Consider the following 21,951-nt stretch of genomic DNA (forward strand, 5'->3'; position numbering starts at 1 on the left):
CCAACATAGTAGTACGAAAACCCTTGACGTTCCCGACGAGTGCCCAGACCCTATGTGGGTCGCAGGGCGAGCAGCGGAACGGAGACCTGCCGTGGAATCACTGTACGTCCGGGTACGGCACGGGGTGGACCGAGAGGCTCCGATGACCTGGGGTCAGCTCACCCAGCAGGCCATCTACGACCTCACGGCGGAGGAGTCGTACCGGCAGACCCAGAAGCGATCGGTCGAACTGCCTCCGGGAGTGCCGCCGCAGCGGATCGCGACGGCGGTGCAGAGCGTGCTCGAGCGCCACGAGAGCCTGCGTACCCTCTTCTCGGCGGACCGGCGTCAGCGGGTACAGCCGCACGTCGAGTTGTCGGTGCCGATTGCCGCGGCGGGGTCGGACGACGAGGCGCATCGCATCCACACCGACCTGTACCAGCGTTCCTTCGACTTCGACGCCCTGCCGGTGCGGTTCGGTGTGCTGAACAGAGCCGATGGTTCGGCCACCCTGCTGATCGCGGCGTCCCACCTGGCGATCGACGCGTTCGCCGGGGACAGTCTCGCCGACGAGCTGCGCCGGCTGTGCGGGCCCGACGACCTCGGCGTGCTGCCGGACCCGGTGGGCCATCCGGTGGACCGGACCCGGTTCGAAGGGTCGCCGGCCGGCCGGGCGCTGTCGCGCCGGAACATCGGTCGTTGGCAACGGCTCCACGAGGACGGCGTGGCCAGCACGCCCGCGCCCACCCTGCCCGGCCTCACTCCCCGGTTCCACACCGGCACGCTGGTCTCGCCCACCCTGCGTCGGGCGATGCCCGCCGCGTCGTCCCGGTTGGGGGCCTCGTCGGCGGTGGTTCTGCTGGCGGCGGTGAGCAGCGTGCTGGGTGACCTCTTCGGCGTCCCGAGGGTGGCCGCCCGGATCGCCTACAGCAACCGCACCGACCCGCTCGACCTGGGGATCGAGACGCTGATGCAGTGGGGCCTGACCATCGTCGACGTACGGGGCACGGCCCAGGACGTGGTGCGCTCGGCATTCCGGGAGACGCTGCGCGCGTCGGCCGCTGCCCGGTACGACATCTACGAACTGTTCGAGACGCTGTCGGGCGAGCGCTGTCCGCCGGACCATCGCTTCATGCCGCAGATATTCCTCAACTACTTCGACGGCGCGAACACCGCGACGATGCCGCCGGAGGACGACGACGGCCCGGTGCCGGAGAGCACGTTCAGCAGCGTGCCCAGCCACGAGCACGACAGCGACAGCCTGTATTTCCTCTTTGCGTCGCCGTCCCGGAAGGCGATCACCCTGCATTACATGATCGATACGCGGATGCTGTCCCTGGCCGATGTCGAGGCATCGGCCCGGGCACTCGAGGAATGGGTGGTGACAGCGGCGCGGTCCGATCACTGATGAACGGTCGGCCGCGGGCCATAGCGCCCCGCCAATGCGTGTCAGCAGGGAACAGGGCGATGGGGTACCGTGACACAAAGGGCAGCGACCGCCAGCCGAGCGGCACACCGTCCTATGGGCGCGGTGAAGCCATCCAGCAGCAGAGCCTGCCGAGGTCGCCCGCCCCATCACGGGGGAGTAGCTGTTGGATCTGACATCTCAGGCGTCGACGCTTGTCAAGATCATGGGCGGTGCTTCGTGCTACGTCTACGACCTTGACGATGTGCTGGCCGCAGCGGGAGAACTTCGTTCTGCGGTGCCCTCGGGATCGCAGCTCTACTATTCATTGAAAGCGAATCCTCATCCGGCTGTGGCCGGTGTGCTCGCCGAGTGCGGCTTCCGGGCCGAGGTAAGCTCGGTCGGCGAGCTGGACCAGGCCCGCCGTGCGGGATTCTCGGCTGCCGAGGCAATTTTCACCGGCCCCGGAAAGACGGAACAAGACCTGCGCAGTGCGATTACCCGTGGGGTGCGGACCTTTTCCTGCGAGTCGGTAAACGACCTGCGCAGACTGGAGGGACAGGCGTTTCAGGCCGGTGAACCGCCCCGGGTTCTCCTCCGGATCAACGGGCTGGACACGGGCAATGCGAGCGGGCTCCGCATGGCCAACACCTCGTCCCAGTTCGGCCTGACGCCGGACGACATCGAACGTGCCCTCGCCCAGGCCAGGACGGTGCGCGTCGTCGGGATGCACTTCTACACGATCTCCAACGCCCAGGACGCGCAGGCGTTGGTGAACGAGCACCTGTTCAACCTCGGCGCCGCACACCGGTTGGCCGGCGAGTTCGGAATTCCACTCGACCTGCTGGACCTCGGCGGCGGGTTCGCCTCACCCTACGCACGTCCGGGATCGCGCCCGGACTACCGGGCCCTGCGCCCGGCGGTAGAGGCGGAGGCTGCCCGCCTGGGTCTGACCGGCACCACGCTGGCCTTCGAGTCCGGTCGCTTCCTGGTGGGCGGCAGTGGCTCACTGCTCACCGAGGTCGTCGACGTCAAGCAGAGCCGGTCGAAGACCTACGTCGTCCTGGCGAGCGGCATCAACCACCTGGGCGGGATGTCCGGGCTGCGACGGCTCCCACCGGCGTCCGCCGTCTTCGAGAATCTGACGCCGCCGCAGGGAGAACCGGAGCCGGTGACCCTGGTCGGTCCGCTGTGCACGCCGGTCGACATCCTGTCCGCGCAGAGCGCCATGCCCAGGCCCCGGATCGGCGACGTCCTGCGAGTCCCGAACGTGGGTGCGTACGGGTTGACCGCGAGCCTGGTCGGATTCCTCGGTCACGACGCGCCGACGGAAGTGGCGATGCGGGCCGGCGAGGTCGTGACGGTGGGCCGGTTGCGGCTCAGCCGGGAGGATGAGCAGACGGCCGGGCAGAGCGTCTCCGCGCAGGACGTCGCCCGTCGCCTTCAGCCACTCCTCGCCCAGCATGCCCCGGCTGCCGACGCGTCCGCCGAGGTTTCCGAGGCGTCGCTGACGGCGTTGCGGGGGAGCGGGCTGTTCGGGCTGCTCGTGCCGAAGTCCCACGGTGGGCTCGGTGGGAGCCTCCGCGACATGGCAGAGGTCGCGACGATCCTCGGCGCCGGCTGCGTCTCCACCGCGATGATCTGGGCGATGCACTGCCAGCAGGTCGATGCCGTGGTCCGCTTCGGTCCAGCCGAGCTGCGGGAGCGGGTGTTGCCGGAAATCGCCAGGGGTGAGTGCTACATCGCCTCGGTGACGTCGGAGCGCGCGAAGGGCGGAGATCTTCTCACCAGTGCCGAGGGCCTGGTCGACCACGGCGACCGCCTCTGGCTGGAACGCGACGCGCCGATCGTGACCGGTGGCCTGCATGCCGACGCGTACCTGGTGACCATGCGGTCCGCACCGGAGGCACCGCCGAACCGGGTCACCCTGGTCTGGGCCGACCGTGCGGCAATGGCTGTCGAGCGGCTGCGCCCGTGGGACACCCTGGGCATGCGGGGCACCGAGAGCGTCGGCCTCAACCTGCGCGGTTTCGTCCCCAGATCCGCGGTGATCGGCGACGAGGGGGACTTCCGGGCCATCGCGTTGGAGAGCTTCGTGCCGGTCGGGCACATCGGCTGGGCCGCTGCCTGGCTCGGCGCCGCCCGCGGCGGACTGGCCCGCGTGGCGTCCAGTATGCGCAGCCGGGAGAGGTCGAGCGTGCCCGCCGCCCAGTCGGATCTGGCGCAGGCCAGGCTGGCCGAGGTGCGCAGCAAACTCGAGGCGGTCAGCGCGTACCTGTGGCAGGTGGTGGCAGAGGTCGAGGAGCTGCGGTCGCTCGGGCGGCGGCCGGACGCACCGGCGACGCAGATCCACCTGAACACGCTCAAGGTGCTCGCCTCGACGCTCACCTACCAGGCCATCGACGAGTGTGTGCAGCTCGTCGGCCTCAACCATGGCTACCGGCGCGACAGCGATCTGCGGTTGGAGTCACTTCTGCGTGACCTTCGGTCGGCGAGCCTGAACTTCTCGAACGATCGCGTCCTGGTCGCCTCCGGTGTGCTCGGACTCGTGGACACGAACGTGCAGCTCGTGGCGCGACCCGGATTCGATTGGTGACGCAAACGGTGCTGGAGGATCAATGACGGACCTGTGGAACGACACGTTCCTGGAAACGCTGCGGCAACAACTTCCGCTGCTGCCCGCGGAGGGGGAACTCACGCCCGCCACCAACCTGTACGACCTCGGGCTGGACTCGATGCGAAGCGTCCAGTTGCTCATCGCGCTGGAGGAGACGCTCGACATCAGCATTCCCGACGAGATGCTGACGGCGGAGGCGTTCCGCACGCCGGGTGACATCTGGACGCTCGTCCAGGCGGTCAAAGCCGAGCAGGATCCGGGAAGCCGCGATTCGTCGTGACTCCGACAGCCCGGGTCTCCGGCGATGCCGGCGAGTTGCTCGCGCTCGCCGTGGCTCGATGGCCCGACGCCCCCGCCGTCCGGGACCCCGAGTCCGGCACGGTCACCTACCGTCAACTGCTGCACCGGGTGACCGCGACCGAGCACTGGCTCCGAGACCAGGGGGTGGGGCCGGGAGCACGTCTGGCGGTGGTCGCGCACAGCCGGTCCGCCACCGTCCTGTTGCTGTGGGCCACGATCCGGATCGGTGCCGTCTTCGTACCGCTGAATCCGGCCGCACCAGCTGCCGCGCTGAAGGCGATGATCACGGACGCCGAGCCGTCCATGATCGTCGGCGGGCCCGAGACGATCTCCGGATCGACAGCCGCGCGCTGGGTGGACTGGCCGGAAATCGAGGGTGCCGCAGCCGGGACGGCACGCTCCACCTGGCCGCCGGAAACCCCGGCCCCGCACTCTGACGACCTCTGCATGTTGCTCTACACCTCGGGCACGACGGCGGTCCCGAAGGGCGTCATGTGCCCGCACCGGAGCGTGCGCTTCGCGGTCGAGGCCATCTGGCAGCGACTCCGCTACACCGCCGAGGACATCATCTTCAACCGGCTTCCACTGTCGTTCGACTACGGCCTGTACCAGGCTCTGCTGGCGGCCCGTGCGGGAGCGTGCCTGGTGCTGGCCGGCCCGGGGAACGACACGATACTGCTTCGACGGATCGGTGACTCCGGGGCCACCGTCCTGCCCCTGTTGCCCACGCTCGGCAGCATGATCGAACGGCTACGCCGGCGCTCCGGGCCGATAACCGGCGTGCGACTGATCACCAACACCGGAGCGGCGATGCCGGAGCGTCTCCGGACGAGCCTGCGCGAGATCTTCCCGTCGGCCCGCCTGTCGCTGATGTACGGGATCACCGAATGCAAACGGGTCACCATCATGGATCCGGACGGAGACCTGGTCCGGCCCCGGTCCGCCGGCCGGCCGCTCGACGGGCTCGACGTCCAGGTGAAGGACGCGGACGGCAATTCCCTACCGCCGATGGCGGTGGGGGAACTCTACGTCCGGGGCCCCTCCGTGATGGCCGGCTACTGGCGGGACGAAGAGCAGACCGAGTCGCGATTCGTCCCGTGTGCCGGGACGTCGGAGCGGATGCTGCGCACCGGCGACTTCGGGTACCTCGATCAGGACGGGTACCTCTATTTCGAAGGGCGCCGGGACGACATTTTCAAGCACAACGGCGCGCGGATGAACAGCCTGGAGATCGAGTCGGCGGCCCAGCAGGTTCCCGGTGTCGAGCTGGCCGCTCTGCTCATTCCGTCCGGTGACGACGAGCCGATGGTCCTCGTGGTCACCGGCGACTCCGTCGATCCACCGTCGGTTCTGTCGGCGATGAGGCGGCACCTCGAGCAGGTCAAGACCCCTGAGATATGCGTGGCGGTTTCGGAGCTGCCGATGACGCCGAACGGCAAGATCGACAAGGCGAAGCTCCGCGAGAGCTGTGCCGCCCACCACCTTCCGACAGGGGGCGGCCGGTAATGACTGCGGGCCGCCGGAGGGGCTGAGCTCGCCGGCTCCGGCGGCTGAAACGTGGTGGCGGGACGGCGGTCCGGACCCGTGGTCGACTCGTCGTGGTAGGGCTACGACCATCTACTTTCGAGTGTCATGTCGGAAATCACGATCCGCGTGCCGACCGACGATCTTCAATCGGCACCAGACGATCTTCCCGATACTCTCCCGGTCAATCTCATCACTGGTTGCGATATACGGGGGTCGTGATCGTGGCTGTGCCGTTCCATGCTGCGCGTGTTCTGGTCGCCTTGCTGGCTCTACTCGTCGTGCCCTCGATCTCCGTGATCTGGGCACCACCTGCGGCGTCGGCCCAGGGCACCGACAACTGTCCGGCCCCGGCCGACGATGACCGCGTTCCGTCCGCCGGCTCCGAGGCCGCCGCCAGGAGCCTCGCCGTGACGTGCGGCGTCGAAGTCGAGGTGCTGGCCAAGGCGTCGGAGACGACGAAGGTCCTTGCCCAGCCGTCCGGTGAGTTCGTGTTCGAGTCCTCGTCCGAGCCGCAGTGGGCGCAACAGGGCGGTTCCTGGGTGGATGTGGACACCACCCTGGTGGTCGGTGCCGACGGTCGGGTCCGGCCGGTCGCCTCGACGGCGGACGTGGTCTTCTCGTCCGGCGGAGCGGGGCCCTTCGCGACGATGCGGGGTGCCGGTGCCGAGTTCTCGCTCGGTTGGCCGACTCCGCTTCCGCAGGGCGTCGTCCAGGGCGACACCATCACCTATCCAGATGTGTATCCGGACGTCGACCTGGTGGTCCGCGCCGAACGCGGCGGTTTCTCGCACCTGCTGGTGGTCGGGACCGCCGAGGCGGCGCAGAACCCCGCCGTACGGGAGACGACCTACGTGCTGGGCGGATCGGCCGAGGTGACGGTGACCGAAGGCGGGGTGACCGTCACCGGACCCGACGGTCTGCTGGCCGCGGCGCCGCCGGCGTCGGCCTGGGACTCGGGAACCGACCCGGTCGGGGCGCGGGACGTCGACGCGTTCGGTCGGACCGGCCAGGAATCGGCCGATGGCGAGAGTTCGACGGTACGGGGACCGGGCGAGGCGGCCCGGGTCGCGCCGGTCGAGGTGCGGGTCAGCGGGGACGTACTCACCGTGGCGGCCGACCCGGCGGTGCTGGACAGCGGGAACTTCCCGATCTTCATCGACCCCACCTACGACAAGAAGTGGGCCAGGTGGGCCCCGGTGAACGACTCCAACCCGGACACCCGGTGGACCTCCGGCAGTTCGTGGCCACGGGAGGTGGCCCGGGTGGGGTCGAACTACGACGACCACGGCGACCTCTGGCGGTCGATCTTCTACTTCGACGTTTCGGCTCTGGTGGGCAAGCGGCTGGTCTACACGACCAGCGTGGATGCCTATCTGGTGCACACCGGCTGGTGCGCCGGCGAGTCCATCGGCATCTGGCAGACGAGTTCGATCGCGAGCAACACCCCCACCTGGAACGGAATGGCCAGCCACTGGTTGCACGACGGCCCGGTGCAGACCAAGACGGGCAAGGCCAACGCGAAATGTGGCCAGTCGGCCAACTGGCTCAAGTTCGACCACGCCGGCATCGGCGGTCACGTCCAGCGGCACGCGAACAACGGCGCCACGTCGATCACCTTCGGATTCCGGATGGCGAGCGAGAGCGGAGGCCACTGGGCGAAGTTCGACCCGGCGAGCGTCACACTGAAGGCGACGTACCAGTCGAGGCCGACCTCGCCGGTGGCCATCCGGACCGCACCCGGCGGCGGCTGCGCCGCTTCCCCCGGACCGTGGATCACCAGCCGTACGCCGACGCTCTACGGCAAGGCCAGTGACGGCGACGGCACGGTGAAGGTCGGGTTCGACATCAACGGGCCGACGAACCCCGCCGACCACCTCTCCGCCGGGACGACCTCGGGTGCCGAGCGGGGGTGGACCACCCCCACGTTGACCGAGGGCGACTACAACTGGCGGGTGAAGGGCGTCGACGAAGGCGACGAGACCGGCTGGACCGGGTACTGCTACTTCCGGCTCGACCACACCGGCCCCGAGACACCCGTGGTCGCCCGGACGTCCGGCACCCCGGTCGTCGGCCAGCCGGTGACGCTCTCGTTCACCTCGTCGGACGCCCGTTCCGGGATGAAGCAGTTCGCCTACGGCATCGGTGTGGACGTACAGCAGACCTTCAAGGCCTCCACCGGTACGACGACGATCACGTTCACGCCGGCCGCCGGCCGTACCGTCGTCTACGTGTGGGCGCAGGACAACGCCGGCAACTACTCGGCGCGTACGGCGTTCGACTTCTTCACCGGTCGGATCACCGAGGCCCAGTCCCACGGCGCCTGGCGGTTCGACGGTGACGGGCTCGACGACTCGGGCCGAGGGCGGAATCTGACGATCGGCAGCGGGCTCGGCTACGGGACCGACCGCCGGGGCAATGCCGGCGCCGCACTGGCCCTGAACGGCACGGGCTGCGCGCAGACCGGGTCGGGGGTACGCACCGACGCCGAGTACACCGTCGCCGGCTGGGCGAGGCTGACCGACAAGTCCGACTACCGCAGCCTGGCCGCCCAGGCCGGGGTGGCCCGGTCGTCGTTCTACCTGCGGTACAACGGCCCGAGTGACCGGTGGCAGTTCACGCTGAGCGGCTCCGACGCCGAGGCCGCGACGTTTGCCACGATCACGGCGTCCACCGCGACGCCGCTCGGAGCGTGGCAACACGTCGCGGCGACCATGGACCCGGTCGCCAAGGTGATGCGGCTGTACCTCGACGGCCGGCTCGCCGCGGAGGGTGCCATTCCGTTCACGCCCTGGAACGCCCAGGGCCCGCTCCTGGTCGGCTGTGCGGGCGTCATCGGCTCGGTCTGGCACCAGCTGATCGGCGGGATCGATCACGTCGGGGTCTGGCAGGGACTGCTCTCCGACGCGCAGATCGCCCGCGCCGCGACCGAACTTCCCGCCGGGCTGGTCGGCGACTGGCAGTTGCACACCAACGGCGCAGAGGAGACCGGTCGCTCCACCGACCTCGTGCTGCCGGCGGGCGGCGGCTGGGCCGATGACCAGTACGGCCGGACGGAGTCCGCGATGGTGCTGGACGGTACGAAGTGCGCGACGTCGGAGGCGTCGGTGCTGCGTACCGACGAGTCGTTCACGATTGCCACCTGGGTCAGGTTGACCGCGATCGGCACCGGTAACCAGACCGTGCTCGGGCAGGACGGCGTCCGGGTCAGCGGCTGGTTCCTGGGAACCCGCTACTCCGGCGGCGTGCCGTACTGGTCGCTGATGATGATGGCGGGCGACAGCGAGACCACCCACGCCCAGATGATCCTGTCTTCCCAGGCGGCCACCGCCGACGTGGGCAGGTGGACGCACCTGGCGGGCGTCTACGACGCCACCTCGCGCCAGATGGTTCTCTACGTCAACGGCGTACGGGCGGGATCGGTGGCCGCCAACCAGACCCCGTGGCGGGCCGGTGGGGCGATGACCGTCGGCTGTGCCTGGTACGCCGGAAACCATGTCGACCGGGTCAACGGGACGGTGTCCGGCGTCAAGGCCTGGCGGGGCGCGCTGACCGACGCGCAGGTCGCCAACGTGCACGGCGGTAACCCGGGAGTACGGCTGGAGGCGCTCTGGCCGCTGGACGGGCCGGCCAGCGACACCCCGACGTACCTCACCGACGTGTCCGGAAACGGCCGCAACCTGACCATCAACGGGCCGTACGCCTGGACCCGGGACCGGGGCTTCGGACGCGACGGCGCGCTGGGTCTGGAACTGGCCGCCGGCTCCTGCGCCCAGACGACGGGACCGGCGGTACGTACCAACGCCTCGTTCACGGTCAGTACCTGGGTGGTGATCGACCAGACGACCGGGCACCGCTCGGTGGCGACGCAGGCGGCGGGGCCGTACCCCGGCTTCTTCCTCGGCTACAACTCGGACGCGAACCGGTGGCACTTCGGCATGCCGAGCGCGGCGAGCGGAACGCCCACCTGGCACGTCGCCGGGTCGAAGCAACCCCCGGCCCTCGGCCAGTGGACGCATCTGGCCGGGGTGTACGACCTGGCCGCCGGCAAGGTGCGGCTCTACGTCAACGGCGTACTGGAGGGCGAGGCCAACGGCCCCGCCAGCCCCTGGATGGCACCCGGGCCGACGCTGATCGGCTGTAACGGCGACACCGCCGGCGGTCGATGGTCGCCGCTGGGTGGCGTCGTCGACGACGTACGTTTCTGGACCTCGACCGTCGACCCCGACCGGATCGCCGACCTCGCCGCCGGCTGACCAGATCATTTCCGGCGCGGGCCGGTGTGCCCGGCCCGCGCCGAACCCCCTGCTCGGCCCCTTGCTCCTACCCGTGTGAGGCAGACGCCATGTCGCAGCTGAACCCTGTCCTCTCCCGCCCCCGCTGGCTGATCGCCCTGAGCACGACCGTGGTGATGGCTGCCTCGACCCTTTCCGCGCCCGGGCTGGCCCAGGCCGCCGAAGTACCCGACGGTGACCGCAAGATCCAATCGGCCGCGGCGAAGCCGGGCCGGCCGGTGCCGGTCGACCGGACGCCGTTGCCCGACGACGGTGGCCGGTGGATTCCACCGAAAGACCTGGGTTGGCCCACGGCCGGCCAGGTCAGTCTGGCCGTCGACGACGACCCGCGCCGCCCGGCCCGCGGGGTCGCCGGGCGACTGCCGGTGACGGTCTCGGCCGTCGCCGGCACCCGTGCCCCCGAGCGGACCGGGGTGCGGGTGCTCGACGAGCAGCACGCCGGCCGGCTCGGCGTGAGCGGCCCGGTCGTGGTGATCGACGGTGACGCCGGGACGGTGCGGACCACCCTCGACTACGCCGGGTTCCGGCAGTTCTACGGCGCGGGCTGGGGCGAGCGGCTGAACCTGCTGCGGCTGCCGGCCTGTGCGGTGACCAGCCCGGAGCGGGCGCAGTGCCGCCGTACGGAGCGGGTAGAGGCGACCAACAACACCGTGACCAGCACCCTGTCGACCCAGGTCGCCATGTCGGGCGGCGAGTCCGCGGTGTTCGCGGTCACCGCCGACGAGTCCTCCGAGGAGGGCGACTACACGGCGACCGACCTCAAGGCGGCGGGGTCGTGGACGGGCGGGTCCGGTTCCGGCGGCTTCTCGTACTCGATCCCGGTGCGTCTGCCGCCGGCGGAGGGCCCGCTGCCCACGGTGTCGTTGGGCTACTCGTCCCAGGTGGTGGACGGCCGGATGGCCGGGGCCAACAACCAGGCGTCCTGGGCCGGCGACGGCTGGGGTTACGCGCCAGGCTTCATCGAGCGCTCCTACACGGCCTGCGCCGACGACCGGTCGAAGGTCGACGACCGGGACCCGAACAACAAGGACCTCTCCACCGGAGACCAGTGCTGGAAGGGTACGTCCGCCAGCATCAGCATCTCGCTGAACGGCACCAGCACGGCGCTGCTCAAGGACGACACCAAGGGTGTCTGGCGGGCCCGGAACGACGACAACTGGAAGATCGAGCTGGCCGGCAGCCCGGCGTCCGCCGGCGCGGCGACCACCGAGCGCTGGACGGTCACCACCCCGGACGGAACGCGGTACTTCTTCGCGGGCGAGGCCGCCGCCAACTCGCGGTGGACCGTTCCGGTCTTCGGCAACCACTCGGGCGAGGCCTGTCACGCCAGCACCTTCAAGGGGTCGGCGTGCCAGCAGGCGTGGCGGTGGTGGTTGGACAAGGCCGTGGACGTGCACGGCAACACGGTGCGGTACACCTACGCGAGTGAGCTCGGGCACTACGGCGCGGCCGGCGACGCGAACAACCGGCTGTCGTACACCCGGGGCGGCCAGCTGACGACAATCGAGTACGGGCTGCACGCCGACTACCCGAGCGTGCCGGCCAGCGCGAAGGTGGTGTTCAGCACCGGGAACCGCTGCCTGGTGTCCGAGTGCCACCGGGACGGCAAGCCGGTGAACGCGAACTGGCCGGACGTCCCGTGGGACCGGGACTGTGCCGCGGCACCGTGCACGAACAAGCAGTCGCCGGTCTTCTTCAGCACCAAGCGGCTCACGAAGATCACCACCCAGGTGCGGTCCGGCGGGTCGTTTTCCAATGTGGAGTCGTGGAGCCTGGACCACGAGTTCAAGGCCCCGAAGGTGGCCGGTTCGGCCTCCCTGTGGCTCAAGGAGGTCGTCCACGCCGGACACGTCGGCGACACGACCACCGAGCCGCCGATCCGGTTCACCGGGGTGGAACTGGTCAACCGGGCAAACGCCCTGGCCGGCGCGGCGCTGTTCTCCCGCTGGCGGATCCAGAACATCCGTACCTCGGCGGGTGCCGACATCCATGTCACCTACTCGGAGCCGGACTGCGACACGAACGACGTGCCGGCGAAGCTGGAGAACAACTCCCGACGCTGCTATCCGGTGTACTGGACCCCGGCGGGCTACCTGGAACCGAAACTGGACTGGTTCCACAAGTACGTCGTCACCGAGGTGTCCGAGATCGACCGCACCGCCGACCAGCCCGCGATCACCACCCGGTACCAGTACTCCACCGACGGGGGCGGCAGCACGGCGCTGTGGGCTTACGACGACAGCGAGTTCACCAAGAAGAAGCACCGCACCTACCAGGAGTGGCGCGGCTATCCGCAGGTCACCACGCTGGTGGGAGAGCCCGGCCGGGGCGTGCCGCTGACCACCCGCAAGCGGTTCTACCGTGGGCTGGACGGCGAGCCGATGCCGGACGGCTCCACCCGCAGCGTGCGGGTGAGTGACTCGGAGAACAACAGCTACCCCGACCACCGGGCGTTGGCCGGTTCCGTGCTCGAGGAGGCGAAGCTCGACGGGAACACTGTCGTCGAGGCCTCGACCAGCCAGTACTGGACCCGGGAGACGGCCACGCGCGCCCACTCCGGCGGCACGGACCGGGCGTACCTGACCGGCCCCGCCGTGCAGAAGACCCGCAAGCTGATCGCGCCGGGCACCTGGGCCCGGACCGAGACCCGCACCGGCTACAACAACGACGGACTGCCGGAGACCGTCGCCAAACTCGGCGACACCGGCCGTCCGGGGGACGAGACCTGCACCCGCACCACCTACGTTCCCAACGACGACAGGTGGATCCGGGAAGCCGTCTCCCGGGTGGAGACGGTGGCCAAGGACTGCGGCCAGACAACGGCCCGGCCGGACGACGTGGTCTCGGACGTCCGGACGTACCACGACGGGTCGCAGGTGCACGGCGCCAAGCCGACCGAGGGACTCGTCACCCGGGAGGAGGAACTCGACACCTGGGAGGGCGGGCCGAGCTACGCCATCACCGTGCAGCGGGGCCACGACGACCTGGGCCGGGTGACCAGTGAGACCGACGCCCGGGGTGAGGTGACCACCACCGCCTACACGCCGGCCGGACCGGGACCGGTGACCCAGACGGTCAGCACCAATCCGCTCGGCCACCAGACGACCACCACGTTGCAGCCGGCCTGGGCCGAGCCGACCGCCGTCGTCGACGCCAACGACAAGCGGACCGTCCTGACCCGCGATCCGCTCGGCCGGCTGGCCAAGGTGTGGCTGCCCGGCCGGTCGGCGACCGCGACCCCGAACATGGAGTTCGGCTACCTGCTCCGTACCGACGGGCCGCTGGCGGTCACCACGAAGCAGCTCACCCCCAACGGTGGCTACCGGACCGAGGTCAGTCTGCTCGACTCGTTGCACCGGTCCGTGCAGACCCAGACGGACGCCGCGGGCGGCAAGCGGCTGGTTACCTCCACCGGCTACAACGACCGTGGTCTGGAGGCGTACCGCGCCGGCCCCAACCACCGGACGGGCGCGCCCGGAACCGACCTGATCGGGGACGACCCGGGCGCCGACCGGGTCCGGACGACGTTCAGCCACGACGGCGTCGGCCGGGTGACCAACGAGGGCACCTGGTCGGCGAACAAGCTGCTGTGGGAGACCGTGACCGGCTACGGCGGTTCCACCGGGGGCTGGCAGGTCACCGTCACCCCGCCGCTGGGCGGTACCGCGACGAGCACGATCAGCGACGTGCACGACCAGAAGATCGAGCTGCGGCAGTACCACGGCGCCACCCCGACCGGCGACTACGACAAGACCACCTACACCTACACGCCCAGGGGCGACCTGGACACCGTGACCGGCGCGCAGGGCGAGATCTGGCGTTACGACTACGACCTGCGCGGCCGGGAGACAGCGAACACCGACCCGGACAAGGGCGTCACAAAGCTGGACTACAACAACGCGGACCAGCTCATCTCCTCGACCAACCCGCTCGGTGAGGTGGTCAGCACCGAGTACGACGATCTCGGGCGGGAGGCGAAGCGCCTGGTCGACGGTCAACTCGCCGCCGAGTGGAGTTACGACACCGTCGCCAAGGGGCAGCTGACCAAGCGGGTGACGATCGTCGACGGACACCGGTTCACCCGGGAGGTGGCCGAGTACGACGACTCCTACCAGGTCGCCGACGAGGAGACGGTGATCCCGGCCATGCCGGGCCTGGAGGGGGTGGCGGGCACCTATGTCGCCACCTACACCTTCCGGCCGGACGGTTCGCCGGACCGTGGGAGCCTGCCCAAGATCGGTGGGCTGGAGCGGGAGGTGATCTCGTACACCTACGACGACCTCGGCAGGGCGACCCGGGTGGTCGGCACCGCCTACCCGTCGGGCACGAACACCGTCTACGTCGACGACGCCACCTGGTCGCCGTACGGGGAGGTGCTGAAGCGCACCCTCGGGGTCGAGGACAAGCCGCAGGCGTACCAGACGTACGTGTACGACGATCCGACCAGGCGGTTGACGGACTTCTACTTCGACCGTGACGCCACGGTCACCAACGTCGCCGCGGTGCACTACGGGTACGACCGGGTCGGCAACGTGCTGTCGCAGGCCAACGTGCCCCAACAGAACGACGGTGCGCCGCGGGCCGGCGCCAGCGACGTGCAGTGTTTCCAGTACGACGGGTTGCGCCGGCTGACGCAGGCCTGGACGCAGCCGGTGAGCACCTGTGCCGCCGAGCCGAAGGCAGGTGACGTGGGCGGCGTGTCGCCGTACTGGGCGTCGTACACCTACCACCGGTCCGGGTCCCGGGACACGGTCACCGACCGACGTACCGGAGCGGTCTCCTCGTACGGCTACGGCCCGGCTGACGGCGCCCGGCCGCACGCGGTGCGTACGGTCACCAGCGGCAGTCGGGTCGACAAGTACGACTGGGACGCCGTCGGGAACCTGGAGCGCCGGACGTACGGCGGGGTCACCGAGAACCTCGACTGGAACCCGCAGGGCAAGCTCACCAAGATCACCGGCCCCGGCGGTACCACCCGGATGGTCTACGACGTCGACGGGCAGCGGATCGCCCGGATCGACCCGGGCGGCCGGGCGACGCTGTTCGTCTTCGGTCACGAGTTGACTGTCACCGGCGGGGCCACCACCGCCACCCGCTACTACGAGCACGGGGGTGACACGGTGGCGTCGCGTACGGCGTCGACCGGAACGGCGACGAAGGACGTCGTCTGGCTCGCCGCCGACCATCACGAGACGGCACTGTGGGCGGTCAACTCCGTGACCCGGGTGGAGACCGTCCGGTACGCGGACCCGTACGGCGCCCGGCGGGCCGGCGGCACCGGAGGCAGTTGGTCGGCCGGGCAGCGGGGCTTCGTCGGTGGTGTCGAGGACCCGAACGGGTTGGCTCTGCTGGGTGCCCGGTTCTACGACCCGAACCTGGGTGCGTTCGTCTCCGTCGATCCGTTGCAGGACACCGACCAGCCCCAGCAGTGGAACGGCTATTCCTACGCCAACAACTCCCCGGTGACCCTGAGCGACCCCACGGGTCTCATTCCGCTGGCCACCGAGGGCGGTGGCGCCCAGGAGGACGCCTACTGGCGGAAGAACAACCAGCGGCTCGTGTTGAGGAACAACAAGTGGACGGTGACCTCGCGACCGAAGCGGGCGAGGACTCCGTCCCCCAGCGCGGGACGGTCCCCGACCGCGCCGCACCCGCCGGCGAGGCCGAAACCGAAGGACAAGGGCGACGGAGGGAAGAGGAATTCGCTGCTGGGCGCCCTCAAGGGGGCCTGGCTGGGCGTAGCTGGTTGGCAGGCCGAGCAGACCGGTGCGCAGTTCCGCGGCGCCGCGATTCTGACCGGCGGGGAATGCGCGTATCGGCACGAGTTGTGGGTCTGTCAGCAGGGCTGGCTTCCGATGAAGGCCAGGGGCGGCACCATGTACGGTACGACGTTCGTGACGTCGAAGAACCCGCAGAGCGTCGGCACCGAGCTTGCCATGCACGAGAAGTTCCACCGCGACGCCCAGTGGAAGCGGTTCGGGCCGCTCTTCGGGCCCATGTACCTGGGAGCTGAGGTGACGGACAAGTGGATCCTGAGGCAGAAGTGCAACCGGTTCGAGATGTCGGCGGAACTCGCCAGCGACGGGGGCGGGGAATACCACTGTTTCTCCTGACCCGGTGGCTGGTTTCCGGAACGATCCTGCTGCTGGTCTCCGGTTGTCAGTTCGTGCTGCCGAGCCATGACTACTACAGCTTCGGTGTGGCCCGGATCGGGGAGGAGATCCACATCGTCGCGCCGCTCTGCGACGGTGAGCGGATCGTCGGGGTCGAGGCGTACGACAACGACGCGCTCGGTAGGGAGTCCAGTCCCGATCCGGCCTCGACCCGGTTCACCTACTGGAAGGTGGAGCAGCCGGTCGACGCGTCGGTGGCCGAGGGCCGGATCGTGCTGGGCGACGACAGCGCTTACCAGGTCACCACGGTGCCGGCCGGGTCGAACATCGGGCTGCCGGAGCTCGTCGGTGTCACCCTGCACGTCGACAGCGGCGGCGACCACGTGGTGGAGGACGTGTTCGCGGTGGCGGAGGTTCCGGCCTATCCCGCCACCGCGAATCCCGAGGATGTCGAGTACGTCTATCAGGCGGGCAGCAACGAGGAACGGCTGATGACACCGGGGAAGATCCGCCAACAGTCGAAGTGCGCGGCTGACTACCCGGCCTGACCCGTCCAGGGGCAGGCCGGGTAGCACCGGACAATTGCGCGGCTGTGGCAGCGGGCGGTGCCGATGAGGTTGTGGCAGATGGACATTGTCGGCGGAGTCATTCTGGCTGAGATGATCGACAACTGGCACGACGGCGTCGCGAACATCCCCGCCGCCAGGCGGGCCCTCGCAGCGGGAGCGAGCCAAACCGACCTCACGCAGCTAGCCCGAGCGGTGGCCTACGGAGCGGTGTTCGCGATGCTCTACCACCTCGACGACGACGCGCAGGCCACTGCCGAGCTCCCGTCCTGGACACTGGCCGAGACCAGCCCTGCTGGCCACACCACCAGACGACATCTCAACGGCCTCTACGAAGATCTCCTCGCCCTTGACCCCTCCGGCCGCGAAGGCCAGGACCTCTGGAACCAGTAGCGGCTGGTATCAGGATGAGGATCTGAAAGGTGTGGCCGCCGGGCAGCATGTCTCGCCTTCGCCGATGCCCTGGCGTTCCGGAAGCTAGAGGAGGCCGAGCTGACACGCCGCATCCTGGTGAACCGAAACGAGTTCAGCAAGCCGGATCGGCTTGCGGGATACCGCGGAAAGATCCTTGCCCTCCCTGGTCCAGGGCGGTGGCAACGCGCTGATCCCCTGATCCAGTGCGATGCTGGCCACCTCGGCTTCCCACTCTGGCCACCGCAGGCCCTCATAGAACTGAGTGATGGCGCCGGCGAGCATCGCCTCCAGCCAGTCGCCGTACCCAAGCTCAAGATCCTGCCAAGCCAGGTCCTCCGGGCCGAAGTAATGCACCGTCGGCCTCACATCCGGCTCCGCTTGCAGCCACGCGAACTGCCCGCCCATCACATCGAAAGCGACGACCAGGCGACCAACCCCAGGGGTCATCTCGGCCACCACGTCCGGCAGCCCGTCGTGCCCACCCCCGAGCACCCGAAGCCAACCGTGATCGATCACCAGCCCGCCACTGTTGGCGACCACCGCCCCGAGCCACGACCTGGTCGTGATTTCCAAGGCCGCTAGGCAGGCCGCCGCCTGCTGAGGATCGGCCGGCAGCACCTGCACCGGATACGGAGCTGCTGCCACCAGCGCCGAAATATCGGACCACGCAGACTGTTCCACCTCCTCAGCCTCGCAGGAGGATGATCCATGCGCCTCTGGGGGGCCAGCCGCAAACAAGTTTCGCGCTAACAGATTTCGCAATAGGCGGAAGAGTCTCAGGCCCGGTCAAGCAGGAACGCGCTTGGGCCATAGCTGATCTTCCAGTCCTCGTAGATGCCAAGCCCACCACAGGCCAGACAGCGGAGGCCAACGAAGACCCACCGGACATCCCCGTCCTCCCGCAGCGAGTACCCGACGGCACCCGCGAACTCTTCACCGCCGCACGAGCAGGCACAGTAGTGATCGACCTCGGTGTCGTCGTCCCAGTACTCCTCGCTGTCGGCGATGAACTCGCTCTCCCCGCATGTGAGGCACGTCCGCCGGGCAGCCCTCTCCTCTTCCATGAGGGCCACCTCGAACGACCGGCCCCCGCACGAGCGGCAGACACACTCGCGTACGGCCTGGACTGGGTACCCACCGGGATCAGGCTGTTGGAGGAAAGCAGCGAGGTCATCGAACGTTGCCCCGCGCTTGCTGAACCCTGCCGGCGTCGGTTCCTCATGCACGAGGGGAAGATACTGGGTACGTCCATGCGCTGCGGTGTCGGAGTTTCTTGCCGTGAGTACCCCACCGGTCTGGAAACCCGCCCTCAGCCTGTCGACGTGACTTCCGAACGGTCGCCAGTTCCCACCCGAGCAATCGTCACGGCCTGCCTCGGCTACCAGCATCGGCCGGTGCACGCCGACGGCCTGCCCGTCCCGCCCGCGCTGGTCGATGTGGCGCGACAAGGCAGGTGGACTGCGCCTGCCGGCAGCGACATCTACGTCAGGATGTTCGGCGAGCCCGCGTACGGACCCGTCTTCCTGGCTGTCGACCAGATGAGGCGGAACGCCCGCTGGATCGATGACATCGATTACGGCGACGAGTTTCGGCAGCTCTACATCGGCACACCAGATCCCGCCAGCCCACCGGGGACATCGATCCACAAATGTCGCTGCTGCTCGGTGACCTCGGTTCGGACCAGCCGTTCGCACTGGACTTCCGCCGTTCGGTGGACACGCCGTCGGTGGTGTACCTCGACAGCAAGATGCGGTGGGTCGAAGTGGCACCAACCATCGAGGCGTTTATCACTGAGCTCGATCTGTAGTACACACCTTCGTAGTCGGGGGCTGGGGACTCGTAGGCGAAGAGCGAGGAGGCCCAGTGGCCGGTTGCCGCGCCGGCCGGAGGCCGCCAGCAGGCCGAGCGTGCTTGGCCGGCGCGCCGCGCTCGCGCTGGCGCCTTGCTGCTGCGGGCGATTCTCAACGCCGAGGGGGAAGAAGGCGGCAACGGACGGCACGAAGCGCGCCACTGACATGCGAATGCACGCAAGATCAAAGAGAGCTGGAAACAGAACGGCCCAGGTTCGGCGGAAGTGTCGCTGACCTGGGCCGGAACCTCTGGAGCGGGCGACGAGAATCGAACTCGCACCGTCAGTTTGGAAGAGCGCGCTCAACGGGCTGTGATGCCCGGAACGCCTGCTCCCGGCGACTGTCGCCCCTGAGCGTTCATGCCCGCTCGTGATCGCTGGCGGCATCGGCTACTGGCCCCCGGGCGTTCCGTCCACTCGGGCCGGATGACGTCCCTCAACCCTGTCTGACTTGGAAGGGGCATCATCGCTCGACGGCCAGTCGCACGCCCAGTCCTATGAATACGCCTCCCGTCGCTGTGTCGATTCGGCGGCGAGCGGCCTGCCGGCGACGGAGCCATCCCCCGATCCGCCCTGCGAGCACGCCCACCGTGCCGTCGACGATAAACTCCAGGACGATCAGAATGGTGCCGAGGATCGCGAACTGCGCCCAGACCTGACCCAGTTGTGGGTTGATGAACTGTGGGAGGAACGCAATCGTGAAGGTGACCATCTTCGGGTTAAGTAGGTTGGTTAACATTCCACTGAGATAAGCCCGGCGGCCCGAAATGCCTCCGCCGACAACTGGCAACTCGCTCTGCTCGCTCTTGCGGTGCCGAATCATCTGCACACCAAGGTAGATCAAATAGGCGCCTCCGACGATCCGCACCACCGTGAAGGCGGTCGGCACTGCCGCGAAGAGAGCGGCCAGCCCAGCGGCCGCCACGGCGACGTGAACGGCCTCGCTCGTCGCCACCCCTGCCGTGGCGAGCAGGCCCGCACGCGGACCGCCGCGCATCCCACACCCTAAGACGAACAACATGTCCGGCCCGGGACTGACCATCGCGATGATCGTGGTAAGGGTGAAGGCCACGAGCAGGTGCTGATCTATCGGCATGACAGAACCATTCCATATGTCGCCACAGCCCGGCAGGTCTCGCCCGTCACCGCAACCTAGGACACAAGCAGGCCGAACGGGCGACCTCCGGGACGCCGGCAACAACCTGGCGGCGTCGACCGGGGCCAGCACTCGTGACCTGATGCACCGGATGGGTCACGCCAGCATGCGGGCCGCGCTCATCTACCAGCACGCGAACAGCGAGCGGGACCGGGAGATCGCCGCCGGCATGGACCGCCGGATCGCCAAGGCCCAACCCAAGAGCAGGAAGGCGATGCGGAAGCGGCGGAAGGATGTCGACCCGGACGACGGGCCAGCCGGCGTACCGGCCCGGATCGGCTAATGGCTCGTGAATGGCCCGCAAGATCGATAAGAGCTGGAGACAGAACGGCCCAGGCTCGGCGATCATGCCGTTGACCTGGGCCGGTACCTGTGGAGCGGGCGACGAGAATCGAACTCGCACCGTCAATTTGGAAGGACGAAGATCACCGGCCCGGATGTCCGAAACGCCTGCTCGTGGACGTGGGGCTGGTCACAGGTTGTGCCCGCTCGTGCCCATTCGGGGTACTGGCTACTGGCACGTGCCTGACACGTCACCCTGGTCCGGAAGAACGGGTGGCGCGATCCCGGTAGCTGTTCACCTCGCGCTGTGGACGAGTCGCTGCTTCTGGTAGGGATGGCCGCTGCGCGTGCCGCTGGGTCAGGCTGGGGTCAGGTGACCCGTGGATGCATGATGGGACGATGGTGGGCCAGAACCTCAGCCGCGAGGATTACCAATCTGCCTTACGCGTAGGGGAAGTGCTGCGCGAACGGGGTTGGCGACGGGCCTCCAGCCTTCCTCAGATGGTGGAAGGGTGGTCCGGACTGATCGAGGAAATCCGTGAAGGCTATGACTGGTGTGTCGACGAGTACAGGAGTGACCTGACCTGCCGCGACTGGCTTGATCAGGCGCTGCCCTTGCTCACCGAGCCCGTGCGGGCGAACTGGCAAGTCATTGTGGATCAGTTGGACGAGAAGTTCCGCGAGGTAACCGTCGACGACGGTGCGGACTTTTGGCCGTTCGGTGCGGCTGACCCATGGTGGCTGCGGCGCCGGCCCAAGGTGCTGGTCGGCGAACTTGCCCGCGACCTGGTCCGCAACGAAGGCGATGGGACCAGCGCCGCCGGTGTCTAGCCGCCGTTGAAAGGGCAGCCTCGGTCAGTCGGTGACCACGTGGCGCCGCCGGTAAAAGGCGTTGGCGGGCGGCAGGGCGAGCAGGACGAGGGCGACCAGCAGCGAGGGCGACGCCACGAACCCCGTAACGGCGGCCACGGGGTCAACCCACGCGGGTATCAGCTGACCGGCGACCGCTTCGACGCTGTCCCAATCGGTCACCTCCGGGACCTCTCCTGAAGGGGCCGGGATCAGGGCCAGGGCCCGCCAGCACCCCGCCACCGCCAGTGTCACGCCGCCGATGCTCCAGGTGACGATCCGGGTCCAGTTCCTGCCGACGAGGTTGACGAGCGCCAGCAGCAGGATGACGAGTGCGACCAGCGACACGACCAGGCCGACGCCCATCAGGAACATCATCGGCAGCGCGGCGAACGAACTCGGCGCGCCTACCCGCTCGTGCGCCGCCATGTACGCGTCCTGGCTGACCGCCTCCGCGGCCACCTGCCCCAACCGTGCCAGGCCGCTCAGCGCCAGCAGCAGGCTGGACCCGACGACGACGAGGGTGGGCATTCGTCGCCGGGTCACCTCCGTCGTGCAACTCCCCGTGGTCATGCGAACGGATGCTAGCTAGTGCGTGCTAG

At 68.8% G+C, this 21,951-nt stretch carries 15 protein-coding genes; 11 read left to right on the forward strand and 4 right to left on the reverse strand.

Features of this window, described 5'->3' with window-relative positions; genetic code table 11:
* The first annotated feature begins 91 nt into the window (after positions 1-91).
* From I0C86_RS05995 to I0C86_RS06030, 8 genes are all read left to right on the forward strand, one after another.
* Positions 92-1,387, forward strand: coding sequence for a condensation domain-containing protein (locus I0C86_RS05995; protein ID WP_196200195.1), 1,296 nt, complete (start codon positions 92-94; stop codon positions 1,385-1,387).
* Between the two features lie 184 nt (positions 1,388-1,571).
* A complete protein-coding gene (locus tag I0C86_RS06000; RefSeq protein WP_230393636.1) occupies positions 1,572-3,980 on the forward strand; it encodes an acyl-CoA dehydrogenase family protein in 2,409 nt (802 codons plus the stop codon).
* A gap of 22 nt (positions 3,981-4,002) precedes the next feature.
* The gene (locus tag I0C86_RS06005) at positions 4,003-4,281 is read left to right on the forward strand and encodes a phosphopantetheine-binding protein (RefSeq protein WP_196200196.1); all 279 of its coding nucleotides are present in this window, start codon (positions 4,003-4,005) and stop codon (positions 4,279-4,281) included.
* The gene (locus tag I0C86_RS06010; RefSeq protein ID WP_196200197.1) at positions 4,278-5,807 is read left to right on the forward strand and encodes a class I adenylate-forming enzyme family protein; all 1,530 of its coding nucleotides are present in this window, start codon (positions 4,278-4,280) and stop codon (positions 5,805-5,807) included. Before I0C86_RS06005 ends, I0C86_RS06010 begins: the two co-directional genes overlap by 4 nt.
* A gap of 281 nt (positions 5,808-6,088) precedes the next feature.
* Positions 6,089-10,081 carry a LamG domain-containing protein gene (locus I0C86_RS06015; RefSeq protein ID WP_196200198.1) on the forward strand — a complete coding sequence of 1,331 codons (3,993 nt, stop codon included), beginning with the start codon at positions 6,089-6,091 and terminating at the stop codon, positions 10,079-10,081.
* 89 nt (positions 10,082-10,170) lie between these two features.
* A complete protein-coding gene (locus I0C86_RS06020; RefSeq protein WP_196200199.1) occupies positions 10,171-16,233 on the forward strand; it encodes an RHS repeat domain-containing protein in 6,063 nt (2,020 codons plus the stop codon).
* Between the two features lie 53 nt (positions 16,234-16,286).
* Entirely contained in the window at positions 16,287-16,781 is a 495-nt protein-coding gene (locus I0C86_RS06025; RefSeq protein ID WP_323373486.1) for a hypothetical protein, read from the forward strand.
* A gap of 78 nt (positions 16,782-16,859) precedes the next feature.
* On the forward strand, positions 16,860-17,192 hold the full coding sequence (locus I0C86_RS06030; RefSeq protein ID WP_196200200.1) for a hypothetical protein: 333 nt from the start codon (positions 16,860-16,862) through the stop codon (positions 17,190-17,192).
* A gap of 84 nt (positions 17,193-17,276) precedes the next feature.
* On the opposite strand, the gene I0C86_RS06035 is transcribed toward I0C86_RS06030, so the two are convergent.
* Positions 17,277-17,894, reverse strand: a complete 618-nt coding sequence (locus I0C86_RS06035; protein ID WP_196200201.1) for a DUF2625 family protein — start codon at positions 17,892-17,894, stop codon at positions 17,277-17,279.
* Between the two features lie 95 nt (positions 17,895-17,989).
* Positions 17,990-18,439: a hypothetical protein gene (locus I0C86_RS06040; protein ID WP_196200202.1), complete on the reverse strand. Its 450-nt coding sequence runs from the start codon at positions 18,437-18,439 to the stop codon at positions 17,990-17,992.
* Positions 18,440-18,861: 422 nt separating this feature from the next.
* Between I0C86_RS06040 and I0C86_RS06045 the strand changes: the two genes are divergently transcribed.
* The gene (locus I0C86_RS06045) at positions 18,862-19,020 is read left to right on the forward strand and encodes a hypothetical protein (protein WP_196200203.1); all 159 of its coding nucleotides are present in this window, start codon (positions 18,862-18,864) and stop codon (positions 19,018-19,020) included.
* Positions 19,021-19,525: 505 nt separating this feature from the next.
* Here the strand turns inward: I0C86_RS06045 and I0C86_RS06050 are convergent.
* Positions 19,526-20,158: a LysE family translocator gene (locus I0C86_RS06050; protein WP_196200204.1), complete on the reverse strand. Its 633-nt coding sequence runs from the start codon at positions 20,156-20,158 to the stop codon at positions 19,526-19,528.
* 151 nt (positions 20,159-20,309) lie between these two features.
* On the opposite strand from I0C86_RS06050, the gene I0C86_RS42970 reads away from it, so the two are divergent.
* Positions 20,310-20,501: a hypothetical protein gene (locus I0C86_RS42970; protein ID WP_230393637.1), complete on the forward strand. Its 192-nt coding sequence runs from the start codon at positions 20,310-20,312 to the stop codon at positions 20,499-20,501.
* Between the two features lie 398 nt (positions 20,502-20,899).
* A complete protein-coding gene (locus tag I0C86_RS06060) occupies positions 20,900-21,331 on the forward strand; it encodes a hypothetical protein (protein WP_196200205.1) in 432 nt (143 codons plus the stop codon).
* Between the two features lie 24 nt (positions 21,332-21,355).
* On the opposite strand, the gene I0C86_RS06065 is transcribed toward I0C86_RS06060, so the two are convergent.
* Complete coding sequence (locus I0C86_RS06065; RefSeq protein WP_196200206.1) at positions 21,356-21,922, reverse strand: hypothetical protein; 567 nt, start codon at positions 21,920-21,922, stop codon at positions 21,356-21,358.
* Positions 21,923-21,951: the final 29 nt, after the last annotated feature.

The organism is Plantactinospora alkalitolerans, assembly GCF_015690345.1.
GTDB lineage: Bacteria > Actinomycetota > Actinomycetes > Mycobacteriales > Micromonosporaceae > Plantactinospora > Plantactinospora alkalitolerans.